The following is a 20,756-nucleotide window of genomic DNA, read 5'->3' as shown; positions in this document are numbered from 1 at the left end:
GCACGTGAAGATCGTGGTGGACCGGGCGCGCTGCACCGGGCTGGGCATCTGCGAGTCGTTCGCGCCCGAGGTGTTCGAGGTGGACGACAACGGTGACCTGGTCCTGTCGGCCGAGACCGTGCCCGACGGCCTGGAGTCCGAAGTGGAGCAAGCGGTGACGGGCTGCCCGACCGAGGCGTTGAGGCTGCTGCCGTGACGCGGCTCGTGGTGGTCGGTGCGTCCCTGGCCGGGCTGCGTGCCGTGGAAGGCGCGCGCAAGGCCGGGTTCACCGAGTCCGTCACACTGGTCGGCGCCGAAGAGCACCTGCCCTACGACCGGCCGCCGCTGTCGAAGGCGTTCCTCGACGGCCCGCTCGCCGCGCCGGTGTTCCGCGAGGAGTCCGTGCTGCGCGACGAGCTGGGTGTGGAGCTGGTGCTCGGCACGCGGGCGCACGCTCTCGACGCCGGGCAGCGGGTGGTGCACGCGGGCGACCGCGAGATCCCCTACGACGGCCTGGTGATCGCCACCGGCGCCACCGCCCGGGTGCTGCCCGGCACGAGCCACCTGGCCGGCGTGCACACATTGCGCACCCTCGACGACGCGCTCTCCGTGCGCGCGGCGCTCGACGCGGGCGCGCGCACGGTGGTGATCGGCGCCGGGTTCATCGGCTCGGAGGTCGCGTCGGCCGCCCGCAAACGCGGCCTGCCGGTGACCGTGGTCGAAGCCGCGCCGACGCCGCTGACGCGCGCGATCGGGGCGATGGGCGAACCGTGCTCGGCGCTGCACCGCGCCCACGGCACCGATCTGCGCTGCGGGATCGCGGTGACCGGCGTCGAGGGCACCGGCCGCGTCGAGCGCGTGCGGCTGGCCGACGGCACGGTGCTCGACGCCGACCTGGTCGTGGTCGGCGCCGGTGCGGTCCCGGCCACCGGCTGGCTCGCGGGCAGCGGCCTCACGCTCGACGACGGCGTGGTGTGCGACGAGACGCTCGCCACCGGCCTGCCCGGCGTGTACGCCGCCGGGGACGTCGCCCGCTGGGCCAACCCGCTGTTCGGCCGGGCGATGCGCCTGGAGCACTGGAGCAGCGCGGCGGAACAGGGCGCCGCGGCCGGTGCGGCGGCAGTGGTGCCGGGGGCGGCCAAGCCGTACGAGACGGTGCCGTACTTCTGGTCCGACTGGTACGACACCCGCATCCAGTTCGCGGGTGTGCCCGACGCCGATGAGATCCGGGTGGTGCTCGGCGATCCGGAGGAGGGCCGGTTCGTGGCGCTCTACCGCACCGGCGGGCGCCTCACCGGCGTGCTCGCGGTCAACAAGCACCGGGAGATCATGAAGTTCCGCGCCCTCATCGCGCGCCGCACCGGCTGGTCCGGCGCGCTCGACTTCGCCGCTCGGCGGCGGGAACCCGTGTCCGAAGGAGTGCGCTGATGCACGACCACGAATCCCTCTACCTCGACGGCGCGTGGGTGCGCCCGGCCGGCGGTGCCACGCTGGCCGTGGTCTCACCCGACACCGAGGAACGCATCGGCACGGTGCCGCTGGCCGGCGAGTCCGAAGTGGACGCCGCGGTCGCCGCCGCGGGCCGCGCGCTGCGGGCGCCGGAGTGGGCCGGGCTCAGTCCCGAACGACGCAGTGGCCTGCTGCTCGGGTTCGCCGCCGAGCTGGAGAAGAACGCGGCCGAGCGAGCCGCGCTCACCACGATCCAGAACGGCATGCCGATCACCATCGCCACCGCGGCGGAGGGCGCGGGTCCGGTCGGGATCCTGCAGTACTTCGCGATGCTGGGCGCCCAGCCCGCCGAGGAGCGGCGCACGCGGCCCGACGGGCGCGGGGTCACCGTGGTGCGCAAGGAACCCGTGGGTGTGGTCGCGCTCGTGGTGCCGTGGAACTTCCCGCAGGCGCTCACGATGTTCAAGCTCGCGCCCGCCCTGGCGGCCGGGTGCACCGTGGTGCTCAAGCCCTCGCCCGAGACCACCCTGGACGCGTTGGAGCTCGCGGCCACGGCCGAGCGCGCGGGCCTGCCGCCGGGCGTGCTCAACGTCGTGACCGGTGGCGCGGACATCGGCGCCTACCTCGTGGCGCACCCCGGCGTGCAGAAGGTCGCGTTCACCGGCTCCACCGCCGCGGGCCGGCAGATCGGCGAGGTGTGCGGACGGCTGCTGCGTCCCGTCACGCTGGAGCTGGGCGGCAAGTCCGCGGCGATCGTGCTCGACGACGCCGACCTCGCCACCACCGTGCAGGGCCTGGCCACGAGCAGCCTCCTGAACACGGGCCAAACCTGCTACCTCTCCACCCGCATTCTCGTGCCGCGCGCCCGCCACGACGAGGTGCTCGGGGCGGTCGCCGCGCTGGCCGGGTCGCTCACGATCGGCGACCCGCTCGACCCCGCCACGCACCTCGGCCCGCTCGTGAGCGACCGGCAGCGGCAGAAGGTGGAGCAGTACGTGGCCCTGGGCAAGGAATCCGGTGCCACGTTGGCGGCCGGCGGCGGCCGTCCCGAGCGTGACCGCGGCTGGTACGTGCAGCCGACCGTGTTCGGTGGCGTCGACAACGGCAGCCGGATCGCGCGCGAGGAGATCTTCGGGCCGGTCCTGGCGGTGATCCCGTACGACGGGGTCGACGAAGCCGTCGCGCTCGCCAACGACTCCGACTACGGCCTCGGCGGCACCATCTGGACCACCGACGTCGAGAAGGGCCTCGATGTGGCTCGACGCGTTGAGAGCGGCAGCGTCGGCGTGAACTTCTACGACCTCGACGTGAACGCGCCGTTCGGCGGCGTGAAGGCCAGCGGCCTCGGCCGCGAGCTGGGCCCCGAGGGCCTGGCCGCCTACCAGCAGCTGAAGTCCATCTACCTGGGACAGGAGACCTCCGCATGACCGCCATCGTGAGCCCGAAGCGTGAGTACGACGAGATCGACCTGTCGTCGCGGGCCTTCTGGGCGACCCGCGCCGCCGACCGCGAACGCAGCTTCGCCGCGTTGCGCCGCGATCGGCCCGTGTCCTGGCACCGGCCGGTGGAGGACGCGCTGATGGAGGACCCCGAGGACCCGGGGTACTGGGCCGTGGTCCGCCACGCCGACATCGTGGACGTGAGCCGGCGCAGCGACGTGTTCGTGTCGGGCCAGGGCGTGATGTTCGAGAACATCCCCGAGGAGATGCTCGAGGCGTCGCAGTCGTTCCTGGCGATGGACGCGCCGCGGCACACGAAGATCCGCAAGCTCGTGAGCGCCGCGTTCACCCCGAAGCAGGTGCGGCGCATCGAGGAGCAGATCAAGGCCAACGCGGCCGACATCGTGCGCGAGCTGGCCGAGGCGGGCAGCGGTGCCGACTTCGTGCGCCAGTGCTCGGGGCAGCTGCCCATCCGCACGTTGTCCGACATGGTCGGCATCCCCGAGTCCCACCGCGAGAGCGTGGCCCACGCCGCCGACGCGTCGGTGTCCTGGGCCGACCCGGTGTACCTCGACGGCCGCGACCCGATCGACATGATCTTCGAGGCCCAGATGACGCTGCACGGCGTGGCGTTCGAGATGGCCGAGCACCGCCGCACGCACCCGGGCGACGACCTGATGACCAACCTCGTGCAGGCCGAAGTGGACGGTGAGCGCCTCACCGACGAGGAGATCGCCGCGTTTTTCGTGCTGCTGTCCGTGGCGGGCAACGACACCACGCGCCAGACGACGAGCCACACCCTGAAAGCGCTCTCCGACTTCCCCGAGCAGCGCGAGTGGCTGATGGCCGACTTCGACGGGCGCATCGGCGGCGCGATCGACGAGTTCGTGCGCTGGGCCTCGCCGGTGATGACGTTCCGCCGCACGGCCGTGGCCGACTTCGAGCTCGGCGGGCAGCGGATCGGCGTCGGGGACAAGGTGGTGATGTTCTACGCGTCCGGCAACTTCGACGCGGAGGTGTTCGACGAGCCGGGCCGCTTCGACCTGAGCCGCAGCCCCAACCCGCACGTGAGCTTCGGCGGCGGTGGCGCGCACTTCTGCCTGGGCAACCAGGTCGCGAAGGCCCAGCTGCGCGCGTTGTTCGGCGAGCTGCTGCGCACGCTGCCGACCATCACCGCCGGCGAACCCGACTACCTGGCCGGCAACTTCGTGCACGCCGTGCGCGCCATGCCCTGCTACTTCTGACCGAACGGAGACCAGCGATGCCCGCGTTCAGCAAGCCCGAAGAGATCTACACCTACATCGGCGGCATCTTCGAAACCGCCTTCGCCGACACCGACCTCGCCGACAAGCTCGCCGGCACGGGCCTGGTGCTCAAGATGGTGTGCACCAATCCCACCTCGGCCCTGCTCATCGACACGCAGAACCGCCGCGTGACCGGCGACGCGTTCGACGCGCCGGCCGACGCGACCATGACGATGGACAGCGAGGTCGCCAACGGTTACTGGCAGGGCAAGGTGAACCTCACGTTCGCCATGGCCCGCGGCAAGGTCAAAGTGGACGGCCCGGTGTCGAAGCTGATCAAGCTTGCGCCGCTGTCGAAGAAGCTCTTCCCCGTGTACGTCGAAAAGCTGCGCGCCGACGGGCGCGAGGACCTGATCGTCGGCTGAGCCGGGAAACGCGAGCACAACGGTGGGTGCGGAAGTCGTCGTCGAGGGCCTGACGAAGTCGTTCGGGCGCCAGACGATCTGGCGGGACGTGACCCTCACCCTGCCCCCGGGTGAGGTGTCCGTCCTGCTGGGTCCTTCGGGAACCGGGAAGTCGGTGTTCCTCAAGTCGCTGATCGGGCTGCTCAAGCCCGACCGCGGCCGGTGCGTGGTCGACGGTGTCGACGTGGTCACGTGCTCGGAGCAGCGGCTGTACGAGGTGCGCAAGCTGTTCGGGGTGCTGTTCCAGGACGGTGCCCTGTTCGGCTCGATGACCTTGTTCGACAACATCGCGTTCCCGCTGCGCGAGCACACGCGCAAGTCGGAGACCGAGATCCGGCGGATCGTGCACGAGAAGCTGGAGCTCACGGGCCTCGCGGGCGCCGATCGCAAGCTGCCCGGCGAGATCTCCGGCGGCATGCGCAAACGCGCCGGGCTGGCCCGCGCGCTCGTGCTCGACCCGGAGATCGTGCTCGTCGACGAACCCGACTCCGGCCTCGACCCGGTGCGCACCACCTACATCTCGCAGCTGTTCCTCGACGTCAACGCCCAGAGCGACGCGACGTTCCTCATCGTCACGCACAACATCAACCTCGCGCGCACCGTGCCCGACAACCTCGGCATGCTCTTCCGCCGCGAACTCGTGGTGTTCGGCCCGCGCGAGGTGCTGCTGACCAGCGACGAGCCCGTGGTGCGGCAGTTCCTGGGCGGCCGCATGGACGGTCCGATCGGCATGAGCGAGGAGAAGGACTCGGCGACGCTGGCCGCCGAACGCGCCAAGTTCGCCGCGGGCCACCACGCGGGCGGCGTCGAAGAGGTCGACGGCATCCCGCCGCAGATGCAGCCCGCGCCCGGGTTGCCCGCGCGGCCGGGGGAGGCGCGGCGCAAGGAACGCGTGCTGCGGCTCCTGCCGACCCTGGCGGAACCGGCGCAGGACGGGATCCTCGCGTCGCTCACGCCCGAGGAGCGCCGGCACCACGACGTGGACCGCGGCCGCCACCGCGTCGAGGAGGTTTCGTGAGCACCGCCTGGAGCTTCCCGGGTTCCCGGGCGTTCGGCCACACCCGCCGGATGTTCGCCCTCGGCCTCGACGTGCTGCGGCTCGCCCCGCGCCGGCCGTTCCAGACGCGTGAGTTCCTCGGCCAGTTCTGGTTCATCGCCGGCGTGTCCATCCTGCCGAGCGCTTTGGTGGCCATTCCGTTCGGCGCGGTGATCGCGTTGCAGCTGGGCTCGCTGACCGAACAGCTGGGCGCGCAGTCGTTCACGGGTGCCGCGGGTGTGCTGGCCACCGTGCAGCAGGCCGCGGATTGCCCTGGCCGGCGAGCTCACTTCTGCCTCGGGCGAGGCTGTCTCAGCCTCGGCGAGTTCCCCCGCGATTGCCCTGGCCGGCGAGCCCGCGTCTGGGTCTGCCTCTTCGGTCGCCGAGCCCGACTCCGGCTCCGCTGCCGAGACCTCCGGGGCATCGAACAAGCCGTCGTCCACCGCCCGCCGCAGGCGGGCGACCATCGGCTTGGCCGCGCTCACCGCCGTCCTCCTGGCCGCAGCCGGCTGGTTCGCCGTGCAGGCCCACCAGACCACCACCTCGGGCCCGGCCACCAACACGGCCTTCTCCGACACCGCCGCCACCTCCGCCCTCACCGGCCAGCTCAGCGCGGCCTGCGAAGCGGTCTTCTCCCTGGACTACCAGGACGTCGCCAGAACCGAACGCGCCGCGAACCAGTACTTGACCGGCAACGCCGTCACCCAATACCGGCAGCTGCTCGCGGCCGTTCAACAGCAGGCCGTGCCCAACCACCTCACGCTCACCAGCCGCGTCCGCACCATCGGCATCAAGGACATCACCGGCAGCACCGCCCACGTCCTCGTCTTCGCCGACCAGACGACCTCCAGCGCCTCCACCCCGGCCACCTCCAGCGGCGGCGCGCAGGTCCGCCTCACCGCCACCGAAACCGACGGCCACGGGCAGATCCGCGACATCACCGTGCTCTGACCGGATCGCACCTTCCGCCGCAGTCCAACCCGACCTTGCGGCACCAAACAAAACCGGGCCACCCGACAATCGGGCGGCCCGGCGCAAAACTCAACTCACCAACCGCGAGAACGCCACTCCGCCAACTTCGGCCGCTCAGCACCCAACGTCGAATCGTCCCCGTGCCCCGGGTAAAACCACGTCTCATCGGGCAGTGAATCGAAGATCCGCGCCGAAACGTCGTCCAGCAGCGACGCGAAATCCTCCGGCGACGAGGTCTTCCCCACCCCACCCGGGAACAACGAGTCACCCGTGAACAGGTGCGGATGCCCCGCCGGGTCCCGGTACAGCAGCGCGATCGACCCCGGCGTGTGTCCCCGCAGGTGGATCACCTCGAGGGTGACCTGCCCCACGCGCAACGTGTCCCCGTGCTCGACCAGGAAATCGGGCGGCACGGGGAGCGGGCCGGCGTCCAGGGGGTGCGCGGCGGTGTTCGAGCCGTTGGCGCCCGCCACGGCGCCCAGGGCCTGCCAGTGGTCCTGGTGCTGGTGCGTCGTCACGACAGTGCGCAGCGCGGGCCGGTCGGGGCCGTGGCCGATGAGGTCGGAGATGCGCTCGGGGTCATTGGCGGCGTCGATCAGCAGCGCCTCGTTCTCGGCGCGGCAGACGAGCAGGTACGCGTTGTTGTCCATCGGCCCCACGGAGAGCTTGGTGATGGTCAGCGCGGCCAGGGTGCGGCGGGCGGCGTCGCCGCCCGGTTCGACGTGCCCGGTGTAGGTGTCGGCGATGTTCACGACCACACGGTAGCCGGGGGGAGGCCGTCTGTCCCACCCCCACACGTAGGCTCGGGCGCGACCAGCCGGGCGACCCCAGGGAACCAGTGCCGAACACCACGACACCGCACCGCAGCACCCGACGGATCAGCTGGGATCTCCTGAGAGTCATCGCGATCGTCTCGGTCGTGCTCGGCCACGTCACGCACCAGGGTGCGCTGCTGCACGGCGAGCTGACCGGTTACCCCTTCCGCGTGCCCGCGCAGTTCGGAGCCGCGGGGTTGATGGTGATCTCCGCCTACTTCGTGTGCGTGAGCGTCCGCAAGCACGACACCGCCCCATGGCTCTGGAGCCGCGTGGCTCGGCTCGTGCCCGCGTACCTGGTCGTGGTGGTCGTCACCTACGTCGTCACGCGGTACGCAGCCATCCGCTTCAGCGGGCTGCCGATGCCGCACGGCGTCGGCGGCTTCCTGTTCGGCGTGCCGCAGGGCCCGCCGACGGACCCGTTCCCCTGGTACATCCCCACCTGGCAGGACCTGCTCACGAACCTCGGGATGATCCAGGCGTGGGACTACTACGGGTTCCACTACCTCGACGGTTCGTGGTGGACGTTGCCGGTCCAGCTGTTCGCGTTCGCCGCCGCCGCGTGGATGTTCCCGCGGCGGTGGCGCACCGATCGGGTGATGAAGTGGCTCGTGTGGGTGTTGATGGTCGCTCCCGCGGTGGTGCGCTTCGGGATCTTCGACCCCGGCGACACGCCGATCCAGGTCGTGAACGTGTTCTTCGGCCTGGGGCTGCAGCGCACGCACCTGTTCGCGATGGGCATCGCGCTGTGGCTCTGGCACCGCGAACGGCTGAAGTCGTGGCACCTGGGGCTGCTCGTCGCGACCTGTATCGTGGTACAGGACCTGCACGTCTTCCCGTTCCACCGGGCGATGGCCCAGGACCCCGCGCGCTGGCCCTCCACGATCGGCTTCGCCGTGCTGCTGCTGGTGATCTGTCTCGCGGCACGCGGTCCCGACTGGCGGTTCCCGGGCCTCGCGCGGGTCGCCCCGGCGATCACCTGGCTCGCCGGGATCTCGTATGGTCTCTACCTGGTGCACCAGGAACTGGGTTACGTCCTGGCGCGCGCCCTGCTGGACATCGGTGTTCCCGGCTGGCTGCGGCTCCCCGCGGTGCTGGCCGCCGCCGTGCTGGCCGGCTGGGCGATCACCGCGTGGGTGGAACGGCCGCTGCACCGGCGCCTGACCGCCCACCGAACCGGCCAGGAACCCGCAAAAGCCCAGGTCGCAGAGCCGGATCCCGTTTCTGTCGGTGGCCCGTCCTAGCATGGACGCGGCCGCCCGTGCAGCACTTCCGGGCCGGCCTCCGAGCCGAAGAGTTGAGTTGAAGGGACGTGGGCGTGGCTGATCGCCTCGTTGTTCGCGGGGCCCGCGAGCACAATCTCCGCGGAGTCGACCTCGATCTGCCCCGCGACAGCCTGATCGTGTTCACGGGACTGTCCGGGTCGGGCAAGTCGAGCCTCGCTTTCGACACCATTTTCGCCGAGGGGCAGCGCCGTTACGTCGAGTCGTTGTCGGCCTACGCGCGGCAGTTCCTCGGGCAGATGGACAAGCCCGACGTCGACTTCATCGAGGGCCTCTCGCCCGCGGTGTCGATCGACCAGAAGTCCACCTCGCGCAACCCGCGCTCCACGGTGGGCACGATCACCGAGGTCTACGACTACCTGCGGCTGCTCTACGCCCGCGCGGGCAAGGCGCACTGCCCCCAGTGCGGTGAGCTGATCAGCAAGCAGACGCCGCAGCAGATCGTCGACCAGGTGCTCGACATGGACGAGGGCACGCGGTTCCAGGTGCTCGCGCCGGTCGTGCGCGGGCGCAAAGGCGAGTACCTCGACCTGTTCCAGAACCTGCAGCAGCAGGGCTACGCGCGCGTGGTCGTCGACGGAAAGGTGCACCCGCTCACCGACCCGCCGAAGCTGAAGAAGCAGGAGAAGCACCAGATCGGTGTGGTCATCGACCGCCTGAGCGTGAAGACGAGCTCGCGCCAGCGCCTCACCGACTCGGTGGAGACGGCGCTGCGGCTGGCCGACGGGCTGGTCGAGCTGGAGTTCGTCGACCTGCCGGACAACGATCCGAACCGCGTGCGCGGGTTCTCCGAGAACCTGGCGTGCCCCAACGGCCACCCGCTGGCGATCGAGGACCTCGAGCCGCGCTCGTTCTCGTTCAACTCGCCCTACGGCGCGTGCCCCGTGTGCACCGGCATCGGCATCCGCAAGGAGGTCGACCCCGAGCTGGTGGTGCCCGACGACGAGCTGTCGCTGGGCGAGGGCGCCATCGCGCCGTGGGCCGGCGGGCAGAGCGCCGACTACTTCATCCGGCTGCTCGAGTCGCTGTCGGAAGCCATCGGGTTCCGCATGGACACGCCGTGGCGCCAGCTGCCGGCGAAGGTCCAGAAGGCGGTGCTGCACGGCGTCGACGAGCAGGTGCACGTGCGCTACCGCAACCGCTACGGCCGGCAGCGCTCGTACTACGCCAACTTCGAGGGCGTGATCCCGTTCCTCGAGCGGCGCCAGGAGCAGACCGAGTCCGAGTACATGCGCGAGCGGTACGAGGGCTACATGCGCGAGGTGCCGTGCCCCACGTGCCAGGGCACGCGGCTCAAGCCCGAGATCCTCGCGGTCACCCTCGAGCACGCCACGCAGGGTGACCGCTCGATCGCCGAGGTTTGCTCCCTGTCGATCGACGAGGCGTCGAAGTTCCTCGACGAGCTGGTGCTCGGGCAGCGCGAGGCGATGATCGCCGGCGCGGTGCTCAAGGAGATCCAGGCGCGCCTGCGCTTCCTGCTCGACGTCGGCCTGACCTACCTTTCGCTCGACCGCGCGTCGGGCACGCTCTCGGGCGGCGAGGCGCAGCGCATCCGGCTGGCCACGCAGATCGGCTCGGGCCTCGTGGGTGTGCTCTACGTGCTCGACGAGCCGTCGATCGGCCTGCACCAGCGCGACAACCACCGCCTGATCGAGACGCTCACGCGGCTGCGCGACCTCGGCAACACGCTGATCGTGGTGGAGCACGACGAGGACACGATCCGCGCGAGCGACTGGGTCGTCGACATCGGCCCGGGCGCGGGCGAGCACGGTGGGCACATCGTCCACAGTGGACCGTACAAGAAGATGCTGAAGAGCAAGGAGTCGCTCACCGGCGCCTACCTGTCGGGCCGGCGCGCGATCGAGGTGCCGGCGATCCGGCGCCCGGTCGACAAGAAGCGGCAGCTCACGGTCGTGGGCGCGCGCGAGCACAACCTGCGCGGCATCGACGTGTCGTTCCCGCTCGGCTGCCTCGTGTCGGTCACGGGCGTGTCCGGCTCGGGCAAGTCCACGCTCGTCAACGACATCCTCGCTCAGGTGCTGGCCAACAAGCTCAACGGCGCGCGCCAGGTGCCGGGCCGCCACACGCGGGTCAACGGGCTGAACGCGGTCGACAAGCTGGTGCGCGTGGACCAGTCGCCGATCGGCCGCACCCCGCGGTCCAACCCGGCCACCTACACCGGCGTGTGGGACCACGTGCGCAAGCTGTTCGCAGCCACCACCGAGGCCAAGGTGCGCGGTTACCAGCAGGGCCGGTTCTCGTTCAACGTCAAGGGCGGCCGCTGCGAGGCGTGCGCCGGCGACGGCACGATCAAGATCGAGATGAACTTCCTGCCCGACGTCTACGTGCCGTGCGAGGTCTGCAAGGGCGCCCGCTACAACCGCGAGACGCTCGAGGTGCACTACAAGGGCAAGACCGTGTCCGACGTGCTGGACATGCCGATCGAGGAGGCGGCCGAGTTCTTCGAGCCGATCAAGGCGATCCACCGGCACCTGCAGACGCTGGTCGACGTCGGCCTCGGCTACGTGCGGCTCGGCCAGCCCGCGCCGACGCTCTCCGGTGGTGAGGCGCAGCGCGTGAAGCTCGCGAGCGAGCTGCAGAAGCGCTCGACCGGCAAGACCGTGTACATCCTCGACGAGCCGACCACGGGCCTGCACTTCGAGGACATCAGCAAGCTGATCGGCGTGATCAACGGGCTGGTGGACAAGGGCAACACGGTGATCGTGATCGAGCACAACCTCGACGTGATCAAGACGTCCGACTGGATCATCGACATGGGTCCCGAGGGTGGTTCCGGCGGCGGCATGGTCGTCGCGGAGGGCACCCCGGAGCACATCGTGTCGGTGCCCGAGAGCTACACGGGCGAGTTCCTGAGCCAGGTCCTCAACCCGGCCTGACCGCCGCGCTCGGCGCGGTGGTCCGATTCAGGGCCACCGCACCGGGGAGGTCAGTCCGTGCCGGTCGTGCGGGTCACGACCGGGGAGAGTGGTCCGTAGTACAGCGCCTGTACGCGCAACGCGGCGTCCACCTCCTCGGGCAGCAACGAGAGCGCGCACTGCGTCGTGTCCCGGGAGGTACCGCAGCGCCGTCCACGGTCCGTCGGCGGCATTCGCGTAGTCGAGCACCCGAGAGCGCGAGGCGAGTTTTCAGCGGCACAGGGCGCAGCGAAGCCTCCGGAATCGGTCCAGGCGGCGGCGCCGGGCCGGCTTGGGAGCCGCCGCCGGTGATCGACAACCCGGGTCCCGGTGACCGGGACGACCCATCCGCCGAGCGTCCGGTGCCGAACTCCGCCGATGAAGTTTCCGAATTCGTGGTGAACCGCACGGCGCCGGCATCCGTGTCAGGAGTGTCGGGGACTCTCACCACGGACCCGGCGACCCGGTGACGACGCGGAAAGGGGGCGATCTCCCGGTGGACACGGCGGCGGTGCTGGGCGTGTGGCGACGACCGGCGTTCACGCCGTGGTTTGCAGTAACGTCCTCGCCTACCCAGAACACCGTCGGGAGGTCGAGGGTGGCGATCGGACGCGGGCGGCCGAAACGGGCCGCCGCCGAGCGGCTCGTGGAGCAGCTCTACGAGGAACACGGCCGGAGCCTGGTGGCGTACGCGACCAGGCTGACGGGCGACCGCACGGCAGCCGAGGACGTGGTGCAGGAAACGCTCGTGCGCGCGTGGAAGCACGCCGACGACCTGACCGGCGACCACCAGGGGTCCGTGCGCGGCTGGCTGCTCACCGTGGTGCGCAACCTCGTCACGGACCGGGCGCGGGCGCGCGCCTCGCGGCCGACGGAGGTCGCCGAGGGGCCCGAGACGCTCGCGGCGCCGGTGGAGCGCGACCACGCCCAGGGAGTGGTCGACTCGATGACGGTGCTGGGTGCCCTCGAAGGGCTGTCGCAAGAGCACCGCGACGTGCTCGTGGAGATCTACTATCGAGGGAGATCGGTGGCGGAGGCGGCCGAACTGCTGGGGGTGGCGCCCGGCACCGTGAAATCCCGCTCGTACTACGCGTTGCGCGCCTTGCGCGCGGCGATGGTGAGCGGCGGAACGGAGGCAGTGAGATGAGCGCGGTCGAACAGGAACACGCGCAGCTCGGCGCCTACGTCCTCGGTGCGCTGGACCCGGCCGAGGTGGCCGAGTTCGAACGCCACCTGGAAACGTGCGCACAGTGCCGCTTCGAGCTCAAGGACTTCGGTGCCCTGCGCGAAGCACTCGACGAGGTGCCGCCCGAGGCCTTCCTCGACGGTCCGCCCGAGGGCGGCGACCTGCTGCTGCAGCGCACGCTGCGCCGCATCCGGGCCGAGGAGGAGCACGCCGAGCCCGCCGAGGAACCGAGCCGCGGCACGGGACAGCGCCGCGGCCTGTGGCTGGTGGCCGCGGCGGCCGTCGCCGTGGTCGCGCTCGGCGGCGGTGTGGTCATCGGCCGCCAGACGGCTCCTGAAGCGGCGCAGCAGGTCGGCGTGCCCGGCACCCGCGACGTGGGCGCCACCAACTCGGCGACGGGCGCGAGCCTCACCGCGTCGGTTATCCCCGCGGCCGGCTGGGTGAAGGTCCACGTGGCCGTGAAGGGCATCCCCGCGGGTGAGAAGTGCAAGCTCGTGGTCACGGACAAGACCGGCGCGAAGTGGGACGCCGGCAGCTGGCTCGTGTCGGAGAAGTGGAGCACGCAGGGCTTCGGCCTCGACGGTTCGGCACTGGTCGCGCCGGGCGACGTCGCGTCGGTCGGCATCGTCACCCTCGACGGCCGGGACCTGGTCTCGGCGCGGGTGTAGGCGGATGGCGGGGGCGGAGTACCAGTTCTCCAGCACCTGGTGGCTCCCGGCCGCCCCGGCCCGCCGGGTCTTCGACGCCGTCGTGGACCTCGAGGCGTACCCGCTCTGGTGGCCCGACGTGCGCTCGGTCAGCCGCGTCGACGACGACACCGCGGAGGTCGTCTGCCGCTCGCGGCTGCCGTACCGGCTGGTGATCGCCATGCACCGGGAGGAACAGGACCTGGCGACGGGCCACCTGCGCGTGGGCCTGAGCGGCGACCTCGAAGGGTTCCTCGCCGGGGCGCTGCACGTCGTCGGCGCGGGCACGCGGCTGGAGATCACGCAGCACGTGCGGGCGCGCAAACCGTTGCTGCGCAAGCTGGACGCGGTGGCCCGGCCGTTCTTCCGCGCGAACCACGCGTGGATGATGAGCCGGGGCCACCGCGGCCTGCTCACCTACCTCGCCTGACCCGCCCCGCACAGCTCGCAGGAAAAATGTGTGTGCCGTGGTCGTGAGCACGGGGGACGCTCACGACCACGGCACACGGGGGTGTTCGCACCCCGGCGGGGGAGGGGTTGGGGTGCGAACGGCTCAATTGCCCGCGGAGGCGCCCACCGGTTCGCCCTTTGCCGCGGGCGGTTCGGCGGCGGGGGCGTCGTCGAGCAGGGTGGCTTCGTCGAACGGTGCGGACCCCGCGAAGACCTGGCGGGACTTGTCGCGGTCGAACTCCTTCATCCACGATCCGATGAGGACGGTCGCCACGGCGTTGCCGGCGAAGTTGGTCAGTGCGCGGGCCTCGGACATGAACCGGTCGATGCCGAGGATGAACCCGACGCCGTCGACCAGCTCCGGGCGGTGCGACTGCAGGCCGCTCGCCAGGGTCGCGATGCCGGCGCCGCTGACGCCCGCCGCGCCCTTCGAGGCGAGGATCATGAACAGCAGTAACCCGATCTGCTCGCCGAGCGCCAGCGGCTGGTCCTGCGCGGTGGCGATGAACAGCGTCGCCATGGTCAGGTAGATCGCCGTGCCGTCGAGGTTGAACGAGTAGCCGGTGGGCACGGTGATGCCGACGACCGGCTTGCTGACCCCGAGGTGCTCCATCTTCGCGATCAGCCGCGGCAGCGCCGATTCCGACGACGAGGTGGACAGGATCAGCAGGAACTCGCGGCCCAGGTACTTGAGCAGCTGGAAGATGTTGATCCGCGCACCCAGCCACAGCACCGCGCCGAGGACGCCGAAGACGAAGATCAGGCAGGTGACGTAGAAGCCGAGCATGATCACCAGCAGGCTGCGCAGCGCGCCCCAGCCCGTGGCGCCGACCACCGCCGCGATCGCGCCGAACGCGCCGACGGGGGCGGCCCACATGATCATCGCCAGGACGCGGAACACCAGGCGCTGCACGTGCTCGATGCCGCGCAGGATCGGCTCGCCGCGCTTGCCGAGCTTCTGCAGCGCGAAGCCGGTCAGCAGCGCGATGAGCAGCGTCTGCAGGGTCTGGCCCTCGGTGAACGCCGAGACGAACGACGTCGGGATGATCCCGAGCACGAAGTCGACGCCGCCCTCGGCGCCCTTGGCCTGTTGCTGCACCTTGGACACGTCGGCCGGGTTGAGGTGCAGACCACTGCCCGGGTGCAGGATGTTGCCGACGATGAGACCGATCGCGAGCGCGAACGTGGACATCACGACGAAGTAGACCAGCGCGGTGATGCCGACCTTGCCGACCTTCGCCGCCTTCGCGACCGAGCCGATGCCCAGCACGATGGTGCAGAAAATGATCGGCGCGATCATCATCTTGATCAGGTTGACGAAACCGGTGCCCAGCGGCGCGAGTTCCTTGCCGACCGACGGCCAGATCAAGCCGATCGCGGCTCCGAGCACCACCGCGACGATCACGGCCAGGTAAAGGTACCGCGTGCGATCGCGCTTGGGCGCGGCCGCTTCGGGGGTCGGTGTGGGCACCGTTGCCTCCATCAGGTGAATGGGTGGAACGCCGGTCACTATGCGGGCAGGATATGACCAGCGTCACCGTTGTGTTCATTGAGTTCGTACGAGATGTCCGGTCCGGTTCGGACGGTGGTACGAGCGGGTCATTGCGCCACCCGGGTGTTGCCGCGAGCCTCGGTGTGCTGGTATGTGCACGTGCCTGCCCCCACCCGGACCCGGTCCAGCCGCTGGAGTCTTGCCCGCCAGCTGCTGGTGCTGCAGCTGGCGGTGCTGCTCGTGCTCGTGGCCGGCGGGATCACGATCGCCTACCTCGACGCCGGCCGCACGACGATCGACCGGGCGCGTGAGCAGTCGCTGGCCGTGGCCCACGCCATCGCCGACGCGCCGAGCGTGCTCGCGGCGGTGTCCACACCGGACCCCACGGCCGTGCTTCAGCCCTACGCGGTACGGGTCCAGACCGACGCCGACGTGGACTTCGTGACGATCATGAACCCGCGGGGGATCCGCTACACCCACCCGAACCCGACGTTGATCGGGCAGCCGTTCCTCGGCCACATCGCCGCGGCCCAGCGGGGCGGTCTGGTGACCGAGACGTACACGGGCTCGCTGGGGCCGTCGGTGCGCGCGGTGGTGCCGGTGTTCGACGCGAACCACCGCGTGGTCGCCCTCGTGGCGGTGGGGATCACGATCGCCGCGATCTCCGCCGAGCTGCGCGACCGCGTATGGCCGCTGGCCGGGGTCGCAGCGGCGGTGCTGCTCGTCGGCGCGTGCGGCGGCTCGCTGGTGAGCGCTCGGCTCAAACGGCAGACGCGCGGGATCGCGCCCGGCGAGCTCAGCAACCTGTTCGAGTACCACGAAGCCGTGCTGCATTCCGTGCGCGAAGGCGTGCTGCTGGTCGGGCGCGACGGGCGCGTCGGCCTCTGCAACGACGGAGCGCGCACCCTGCTGGGCCTCACCGCCGATCCGGTCGGGCTGCCGGTGGCCGAGCTGGGGCTGCCGCCGGAGCTGGTGGCGGCGTTCGTGTCCGCTGAGACCCGCACCGAGGAACTGCACCTCACCGACACGCGCGTGCTGGTGGTCGGGACCACTGCGGTGCGGTCGGGCGGGCGGGCGCAGGGCACCGTGGTGATCCTGCGCGACCACACGGAGCTGCAGGCGCTGACGGGCGAGCTCACGACCGCGCGCAGCCTCTCGGAAGCACTGCGGTCGCAGGCGCACGAGGCGGCGAACCGGCTGCACACCGTCGTTTCCCTGGTCGAGCTCGGCCGGCCCGAGGACGCGGTGGAGTTCGCGACGGCCGAGCTCGTGCTGGCGCAGGAGCTCACGGACCGCGTGATGAGCGCGGTGTCCGAACCGGTGCTCGCCGCGCTGCTGCTCGGCAAGGCCGCCGAGGCCAGCGAACGCGGCGTCGACTTCACGATCACCCCCGACACGGTCATCGAGGACCTCGGTGGCGACATCGCCGGGCGCGACCTCGTGACGATCCTCGGCAACCTCGTCGACAACGGCATCGACGCCGCCGCGCGCGGGGGCAGCGAACGGCCCGGCGTGGTCGTCACCGCGCTGACCGACGACGAGGGGCTGCTGCTGAGGGTCGCCGACAACGGTCCGGGCGTACCGGAGGAAGCTGTGGCGGACATGTTCCGCCGGGGCTGGTCCACCAAGGCGGCCGAGGGCCACGGGCTCGGTCTCGCGCTGGTGGCGCAGGCCGTGCGGCGCTACGGCGGCACCGTGACCGTCGGGCGCGACCGCGGAGCGGTGCTCACCGTCCGGTTGCCGAGGCAGGAGGCGCTGCGGTGATCCGCGTGCTGGTGGTGGAAGACGAGCCCGTGGCCGCCGAGGCCCACCGGCTCTACGTGGAACGCGTGGGCGGCTTCACCGTCGCCGGCGTCGTCCACTCCGGCGGCGACGCCCTGCGCTTCTGCGAACGTGAACCCGTCGACCTCGTCCTGCTCGACTTCTACCTGCCCGACACCCACGGCTTGGCGGTCTGCCGCTCACTGCGCGCGGCCGGCCTGCCCATCGACGTGATCGCCGTGACCTCCGCGCGCGACCTCGCCCTGGTGAAGGCCGCGGTTTCGGTGGGCGTGGTGCAGTACCTGTTGAAGCCGTTCACTTTCGCTTCGCTGCGGGAAAAGCTCGAGCGTTATGCCTCGTTCCACGAGGCGTCCGGCGAGGTCTCGGGCCAGGCCGAGATCGACCGCGCCCTGGCGGCCCTGCGGACCAGCGAGCAGCCCGCCCTGCCGAAGGGGATGAGCGCCGAAACACTGGACGCGATCACCTCCGCTCTGGCCGCCGCCTCCGAGGGTTTGTCGGCCGCCGCGGCGGCAAGCGCGATCGGGGCTTCGCGGGTTACGGCCCGCCGGTACCTGGAGTACTTGGCGGACAACGGGCTGGCCCATCGGGAGCCGCGGTACGGGCAGGTCGGGCGTCCGGAGGTCTGGTACCGGCACGGACCGGCGTAGCTGCGGGTGCGCGGGACCCGATTCTGTCGGCGGGCGGGGTTTAGGTTTCGGGCTCATGGCAGAGATCCGGTATGTGACCGGCGACGCGACGGTCCCCTTGGCCGACGGGCCCAGATCATCACCCACCTCTGCGACGACCGGAGCAGCTGGGCAAAGGGTTCTACTGGCAGCTCACGGCGTTGGCCGGAGCCCGAAGCCGCCTACCGGCTCTGGTACCGCGACCGGTCCGGCAACGACTTCGGACTCGGCGCGGCACCTGAAGAACCGGCCGATCGCGTATAACGGCCTACACGGCCGGGCGAACGCGACCTGCCCAAGGAACGACAGGGCAACCGCCCCAACACTCTGATCACTGCAATGCGACACCGTCCATACCCGCGGGCTCAACGCCAACGATTCCGAACAACGCCCATTCTCCAGAACGAACGCAACTGGACTCGAAAAGGCGAGAATCCGACCAGTCCCCGCCCAGCACCTCGATCCCCGCCTTCTCCGCGATCCAGACTGTGGTGACGATCAAGGGTCGGGGTGCGTTCTCGATATCTGGGGGCGGCAATGTTGCGCTTTAGCGCGACGAGCCGTGACGGAACCGCAAAACGACCGCCTCGATGCGCTAGCGCGCATCATTGCGCCCGATAACCCTTTCTGCACCCCGAATCCGATTATGGTAACGACGGTCTGGATCAGCTTGTCAAGGCGGGAAAGAGTACCTTGACAAGCTGATCCAGACCGCGTGAAGGCTGCGGATCGAGGTGCAGGGCGGGGACTGGTTGCAGCGGGATTTGGTCCGTCCCGTTGCGTTCGCGAGGGGACTGAGGTGGCGGTAGTCGAGGTGCTGGTGGGGGCTGGTTGCAGCGGGATTTGGTCCGTCCCGTTGCGTTCGCGAGGCGACTGCGGTGACGGTAGTCGAGGTGCTGGTGGGGGACTGTTCGCAGCAGGACCCGGTCCGTCCCGTTGCGTCCGCGAGGGAGCCAAGGCGGCGGTAGCCGACGTGCCGGTAGGGGCGCTCGGCTGCAGGCGGCGACCTGACTAGCGCCATTCAGCACCAATCACCCCACCACCTCCCCGAGGAGTACCGTTCCACTCCAATCCACCCTCACCGTGGGAGCCCCGTGGATCTACACCTGCGTCACCTCTCGGACGAACGAAGCACCCAGCGCCCCGAACACCTCTCCCCACTCACCGTCCACCGCCCCGAAACCGGCTTCTCCTCCACCACAACCCGATGCAACTGGTGCGGCACCGAAGTCGAACTCCGCATCGCCTCCTCCGAGCGACTACGGCAAACACGGCGCCAATGGGCCCTGGGCTTCGCAGCAGCAATCCTGACCCTGACAGCCGGCGCACTCCTGGTCGTGACCACAACCCTCACCGCACCCGCTGCAGTGCTCCTCATCGGCGGCTTCCTCACCACCACCTTCACCGCATTCGGCTGGTCATCCGCGATCGGTGTCCGCGCGATCCGCACATCGGCGGACGACAAACCCGGCCCCCACATCGTCCGTCGGGACAACAAACGCCGCTGAGTTCAACGAGGCCGCCCCGGCACACCAGGCCGGGTCTGCCACGGGTGCGGCCCTTCGAGCGGCCGGTACTCCACCCCCAACGCATCCAGCCGCGGCAGGTGATGATCCCGCAGCCGGGCCAGGAACTCGGCGAAGTCAAGACGCCCCGGAGACCAAGCGACCTCCGCGAAGGCACTCAGCCGCGGGAACGCCGCATAATCCACGCGTCGCGCCGTGTCGAGGTGTTCAGACCAGACCTGGGCCTGCACACCGAGCAGATGAGGACCGGCCAGAGCAGGCTCGTAGCCGTACACGTCCTGCAACGTGTGCAGGTACCCGACGGGGATGGGCTCGTCCGGATGATCCGACTGCCGGTGATCGAGGTACACCCGCTCTTCCGGACACAGCACCACGTCGTGCCCAGCGGACGCGGCGAGCGCGCCGCGAGCCTCCGACTGCCACGCCCCGATCACCATGGGCGGCAGGCCGGGGACCTCCAGCACCTCGTCCCAGCCCAACGGCCGCCGGCCGCGGGACACCAGATGAGCGGCGAGGTCCCGCACGAAACCCCCGTGGGCCTCGGTCGCGCCCGGGACCTCGTCGCCGCCGAGGCCGATCACCGGTGAGGGGAAGACGTCGAGCACGTGGTCGAAAACCGCGCGGAAGAAATCCGAAGTGGACGGAGAAGGGGCCAGCAGCGAGGTGCTGATGCCCCACGACGTCCAGACTTCCCACCGCGCCGTCGGATCCGGGCCGAGCTCCGGGTAGGCGGCGATGGCCGCCCGGGCGTGGCCCGGCACGTCGATCTCCGGCACCACCGTCACCGCGCGAGAAGCGGCGTACGCGACGATCTCCCGAAGGTCGTCGGTGGTGTAGAAGCCGCCGTGGGGGCGGTCGTCGCGTTCGGGGCCGTCGTGGCGGCCGACCATGGACGAGCGGCGCCAGCCGCCGACCGACGTGAGGCGGGGGAAGCGCGGCACCTCGATCCGCCAGCCCTGGTCGTCGGTGAGGTGCAGGTTCAGCACGTTGAGCTTGTGCGCCGCCAGCTGGTCGACGAACCGCAGCACCTCGGCCTTCGTGCGGAAGTGCCGGGCGACGTCGAGCAGGCAGCCGCGCCAGCCGAAGCGCGGGTGGTCCTCCACGACACCGCACGGCAGCGTGAGCCCGGAGCGGATCGACGCGGCGCGGAACGCGTCGGGCCCGGCGAGCTGACGCACCGTTTCCCGGCCGTACACCTCGCCCGCCGCGTCGGCGACCGCCAGCGTCACGCCGCGCGGGGTGATCGTCAGCCGGTAGCCCTCGGCGGGCAGATCCGGCGCCGAGAGCACGGTCACCGGCGCCGGCCACGGGCACACGCCCGGCGCGGCGGTCACCGACACGAGACGGGGGAGCAGGGTCTCGAACCCGGGCAT

General features: G+C 70.6%; 19 protein-coding genes and 1 pseudogene. 16 read left to right on the top strand and 4 right to left on the bottom strand.

Translation table 11 applies throughout. The features are described from left to right. Positions 1-4: 4 nt before the first annotated feature. The 8 genes and pseudogenes from ACWEOE_RS36255 to ACWEOE_RS36220 all read left to right on the top strand — a co-directional run bounded on the left by ACWEOE_RS36255 (position 5) and on the right by ACWEOE_RS36220 (position 6,562). A complete protein-coding gene (locus tag ACWEOE_RS36255; RefSeq protein ID WP_452017332.1) occupies positions 5-196 on the top strand; it encodes a ferredoxin in 192 nt (63 codons plus the stop codon). Further along, positions 193-1,407: an NAD(P)/FAD-dependent oxidoreductase gene (locus tag ACWEOE_RS36250; RefSeq protein WP_452017330.1), complete on the top strand. Its 1,215-nt coding sequence runs from the start codon at positions 193-195 to the stop codon at positions 1,405-1,407. Before ACWEOE_RS36255 ends, ACWEOE_RS36250 begins: the two co-directional genes overlap by 4 nt. Further along, entirely contained in the window at positions 1,407-2,855 is a 1,449-nt protein-coding gene (locus ACWEOE_RS36245) for an aldehyde dehydrogenase (RefSeq protein WP_452017328.1), read from the top strand. The genes ACWEOE_RS36250 and ACWEOE_RS36245 overlap by 1 nt, the downstream gene beginning before the upstream one ends. Continuing rightward, positions 2,852-4,111, top strand: a complete 1,260-nt coding sequence (locus ACWEOE_RS36240) for a cytochrome P450 (RefSeq protein ID WP_452017326.1) — start codon at positions 2,852-2,854, stop codon at positions 4,109-4,111. Before ACWEOE_RS36245 ends, ACWEOE_RS36240 begins: the two co-directional genes overlap by 4 nt. 17 nt (positions 4,112-4,128) lie before the next feature. Then, positions 4,129-4,536 (top strand): SCP2 sterol-binding domain-containing protein, encoded by a 408-nt coding sequence (locus tag ACWEOE_RS36235; protein ID WP_452017324.1) that lies wholly within the window; start codon positions 4,129-4,131, stop codon positions 4,534-4,536. 22 nt (positions 4,537-4,558) lie between these two features. Continuing rightward, positions 4,559-5,593: an ABC transporter ATP-binding protein gene (locus tag ACWEOE_RS36230; RefSeq protein WP_452017322.1), complete on the top strand. Its 1,035-nt coding sequence runs from the start codon at positions 4,559-4,561 to the stop codon at positions 5,591-5,593. Between the two features lie 50 nt (positions 5,594-5,643). Next, positions 5,644-5,950, top strand: a pseudogene (locus ACWEOE_RS36225) (ABC transporter permease); the annotation flags it as partial. Between the two features lie 132 nt (positions 5,951-6,082). Further along, entirely contained in the window at positions 6,083-6,562 is a 480-nt protein-coding gene (locus tag ACWEOE_RS36220; protein WP_452017366.1) for a hypothetical protein, read from the top strand. Between the two features lie 95 nt (positions 6,563-6,657). Here ACWEOE_RS36220 and ACWEOE_RS36215 read toward each other — a convergent pair whose 3' ends face one another. Next, a complete protein-coding gene (locus ACWEOE_RS36215; protein ID WP_452017320.1) occupies positions 6,658-7,335 on the bottom strand; it encodes an MBL fold metallo-hydrolase in 678 nt (225 codons plus the stop codon). A gap of 86 nt (positions 7,336-7,421) precedes the next feature. On the opposite strand from ACWEOE_RS36215, the gene ACWEOE_RS36210 reads away from it, so the two are divergent. Together ACWEOE_RS36210 and uvrA are read left to right on the top strand one after the other, a co-directional pair. Further along, positions 7,422-8,642, top strand: coding sequence for an acyltransferase family protein (locus ACWEOE_RS36210; protein ID WP_452017318.1), 1,221 nt, complete (start codon positions 7,422-7,424; stop codon positions 8,640-8,642). 74 nt (positions 8,643-8,716) lie between these two features. Continuing rightward, positions 8,717-11,578, top strand: a complete 2,862-nt coding sequence (uvrA, locus tag ACWEOE_RS36205) for an excinuclease ABC subunit UvrA (RefSeq protein WP_452017316.1) — start codon at positions 8,717-8,719, stop codon at positions 11,576-11,578. A gap of 50 nt (positions 11,579-11,628) precedes the next feature. Here uvrA and ACWEOE_RS36200 read toward each other — a convergent pair whose 3' ends face one another. After that, positions 11,629-11,790 (bottom strand): hypothetical protein, encoded by a 162-nt coding sequence (locus tag ACWEOE_RS36200; RefSeq protein WP_452017314.1) that lies wholly within the window; start codon positions 11,788-11,790, stop codon positions 11,629-11,631. A 404-nt stretch (positions 11,791-12,194) separates the two neighbouring features. On the opposite strand from ACWEOE_RS36200, the gene ACWEOE_RS36195 reads away from it, so the two are divergent. The 3 genes from ACWEOE_RS36195 to ACWEOE_RS36185 are packed head-to-tail and all read left to right on the top strand — an operon-like array spanning position 12,195 to position 13,898. Next, positions 12,195-12,743, top strand: a complete 549-nt coding sequence (locus ACWEOE_RS36195; protein WP_452017312.1) for a sigma-70 family RNA polymerase sigma factor — start codon at positions 12,195-12,197, stop codon at positions 12,741-12,743. Then, positions 12,740-13,450, top strand: a complete 711-nt coding sequence (locus tag ACWEOE_RS36190; RefSeq protein WP_452017310.1) for an anti-sigma factor family protein — start codon at positions 12,740-12,742, stop codon at positions 13,448-13,450. Before ACWEOE_RS36195 ends, ACWEOE_RS36190 begins: the two co-directional genes overlap by 4 nt. Before the next feature lie 4 nt (positions 13,451-13,454). Continuing rightward, positions 13,455-13,898, top strand: a complete 444-nt coding sequence (locus ACWEOE_RS36185; protein ID WP_452017308.1) for an SRPBCC family protein — start codon at positions 13,455-13,457, stop codon at positions 13,896-13,898. Between the two features lie 123 nt (positions 13,899-14,021). Here the strand turns inward: ACWEOE_RS36185 and ACWEOE_RS36180 are convergent, their stop codons facing one another. Further along, entirely contained in the window at positions 14,022-15,389 is a 1,368-nt protein-coding gene (locus ACWEOE_RS36180) for a cation:dicarboxylate symporter family transporter (RefSeq protein WP_452017306.1), read from the bottom strand. 180 nt (positions 15,390-15,569) lie between these two features. On the opposite strand from ACWEOE_RS36180, the gene ACWEOE_RS36175 reads away from it, so the two are divergent. The 3 genes from ACWEOE_RS36175 to ACWEOE_RS36165 all read left to right on the top strand — a co-directional run bounded on the left by ACWEOE_RS36175 (position 15,570) and on the right by ACWEOE_RS36165 (position 19,365). Further along, on the top strand, positions 15,570-17,174 hold the full coding sequence (locus tag ACWEOE_RS36175) for a sensor histidine kinase (RefSeq protein ID WP_452017304.1): 1,605 nt from the start codon (positions 15,570-15,572) through the stop codon (positions 17,172-17,174). Next, on the top strand, positions 17,171-17,839 hold the full coding sequence (locus ACWEOE_RS36170; RefSeq protein ID WP_452017302.1) for a response regulator: 669 nt from the start codon (positions 17,171-17,173) through the stop codon (positions 17,837-17,839). Before ACWEOE_RS36175 ends, ACWEOE_RS36170 begins: the two co-directional genes overlap by 4 nt. 1,112 nt (positions 17,840-18,951) lie before the next feature. Continuing rightward, a complete protein-coding gene (locus ACWEOE_RS36165) occupies positions 18,952-19,365 on the top strand; it encodes a hypothetical protein (protein ID WP_452017300.1) in 414 nt (137 codons plus the stop codon). A gap of 2 nt (positions 19,366-19,367) precedes the next feature. Here ACWEOE_RS36165 and ACWEOE_RS36160 read toward each other — a convergent pair whose 3' ends face one another. Then, complete coding sequence (locus ACWEOE_RS36160; RefSeq protein WP_452017298.1) at positions 19,368-20,756, bottom strand: beta-N-acetylhexosaminidase; 1,389 nt, start codon at positions 20,754-20,756, stop codon at positions 19,368-19,370.

Source organism: Amycolatopsis sp. NPDC004368 (assembly GCF_053602515.1).
The sequence above is the reverse complement of the archived record's forward strand: the minus strand, read 5'-3'. Positions and strand labels throughout refer to the sequence as shown.

Excerpts from the sequence above, each read along its gene's own strand:
- ACWEOE_RS36235 (WP_452017324.1), top strand. The coding sequence starts at position 4,129 with ATGCCCGCGTTCAGCAAGCCCGAAGAGATCTACACCTACATCGGCGGC.
- ACWEOE_RS36245 (WP_452017328.1), top strand. The coding sequence starts at position 1,407 with ATGCACGACCACGAATCCCTCTACCTCGACGGCGCGTGGGTGCGCCCG.
- ACWEOE_RS36160 (WP_452017298.1), bottom strand. The coding sequence starts at position 20,756 with ATGCCCGGGTTCGAGACCCTGCTCCCCCGTCTCGTGTCGGTGACCGCC.
- ACWEOE_RS36200 (WP_452017314.1), bottom strand. The coding sequence starts at position 11,790 with ATGCCGCCGACGGACCGTGGACGGCGCTGCGGTACCTCCCGGGACACG.
- ACWEOE_RS36240 (WP_452017326.1), top strand. The coding sequence starts at position 2,852 with ATGACCGCCATCGTGAGCCCGAAGCGTGAGTACGACGAGATCGACCTG.
- ACWEOE_RS36185 (WP_452017308.1), top strand. The coding sequence starts at position 13,455 with ATGGCGGGGGCGGAGTACCAGTTCTCCAGCACCTGGTGGCTCCCGGCC.
- ACWEOE_RS36190 (WP_452017310.1), top strand. The coding sequence starts at position 12,740 with ATGAGCGCGGTCGAACAGGAACACGCGCAGCTCGGCGCCTACGTCCTC.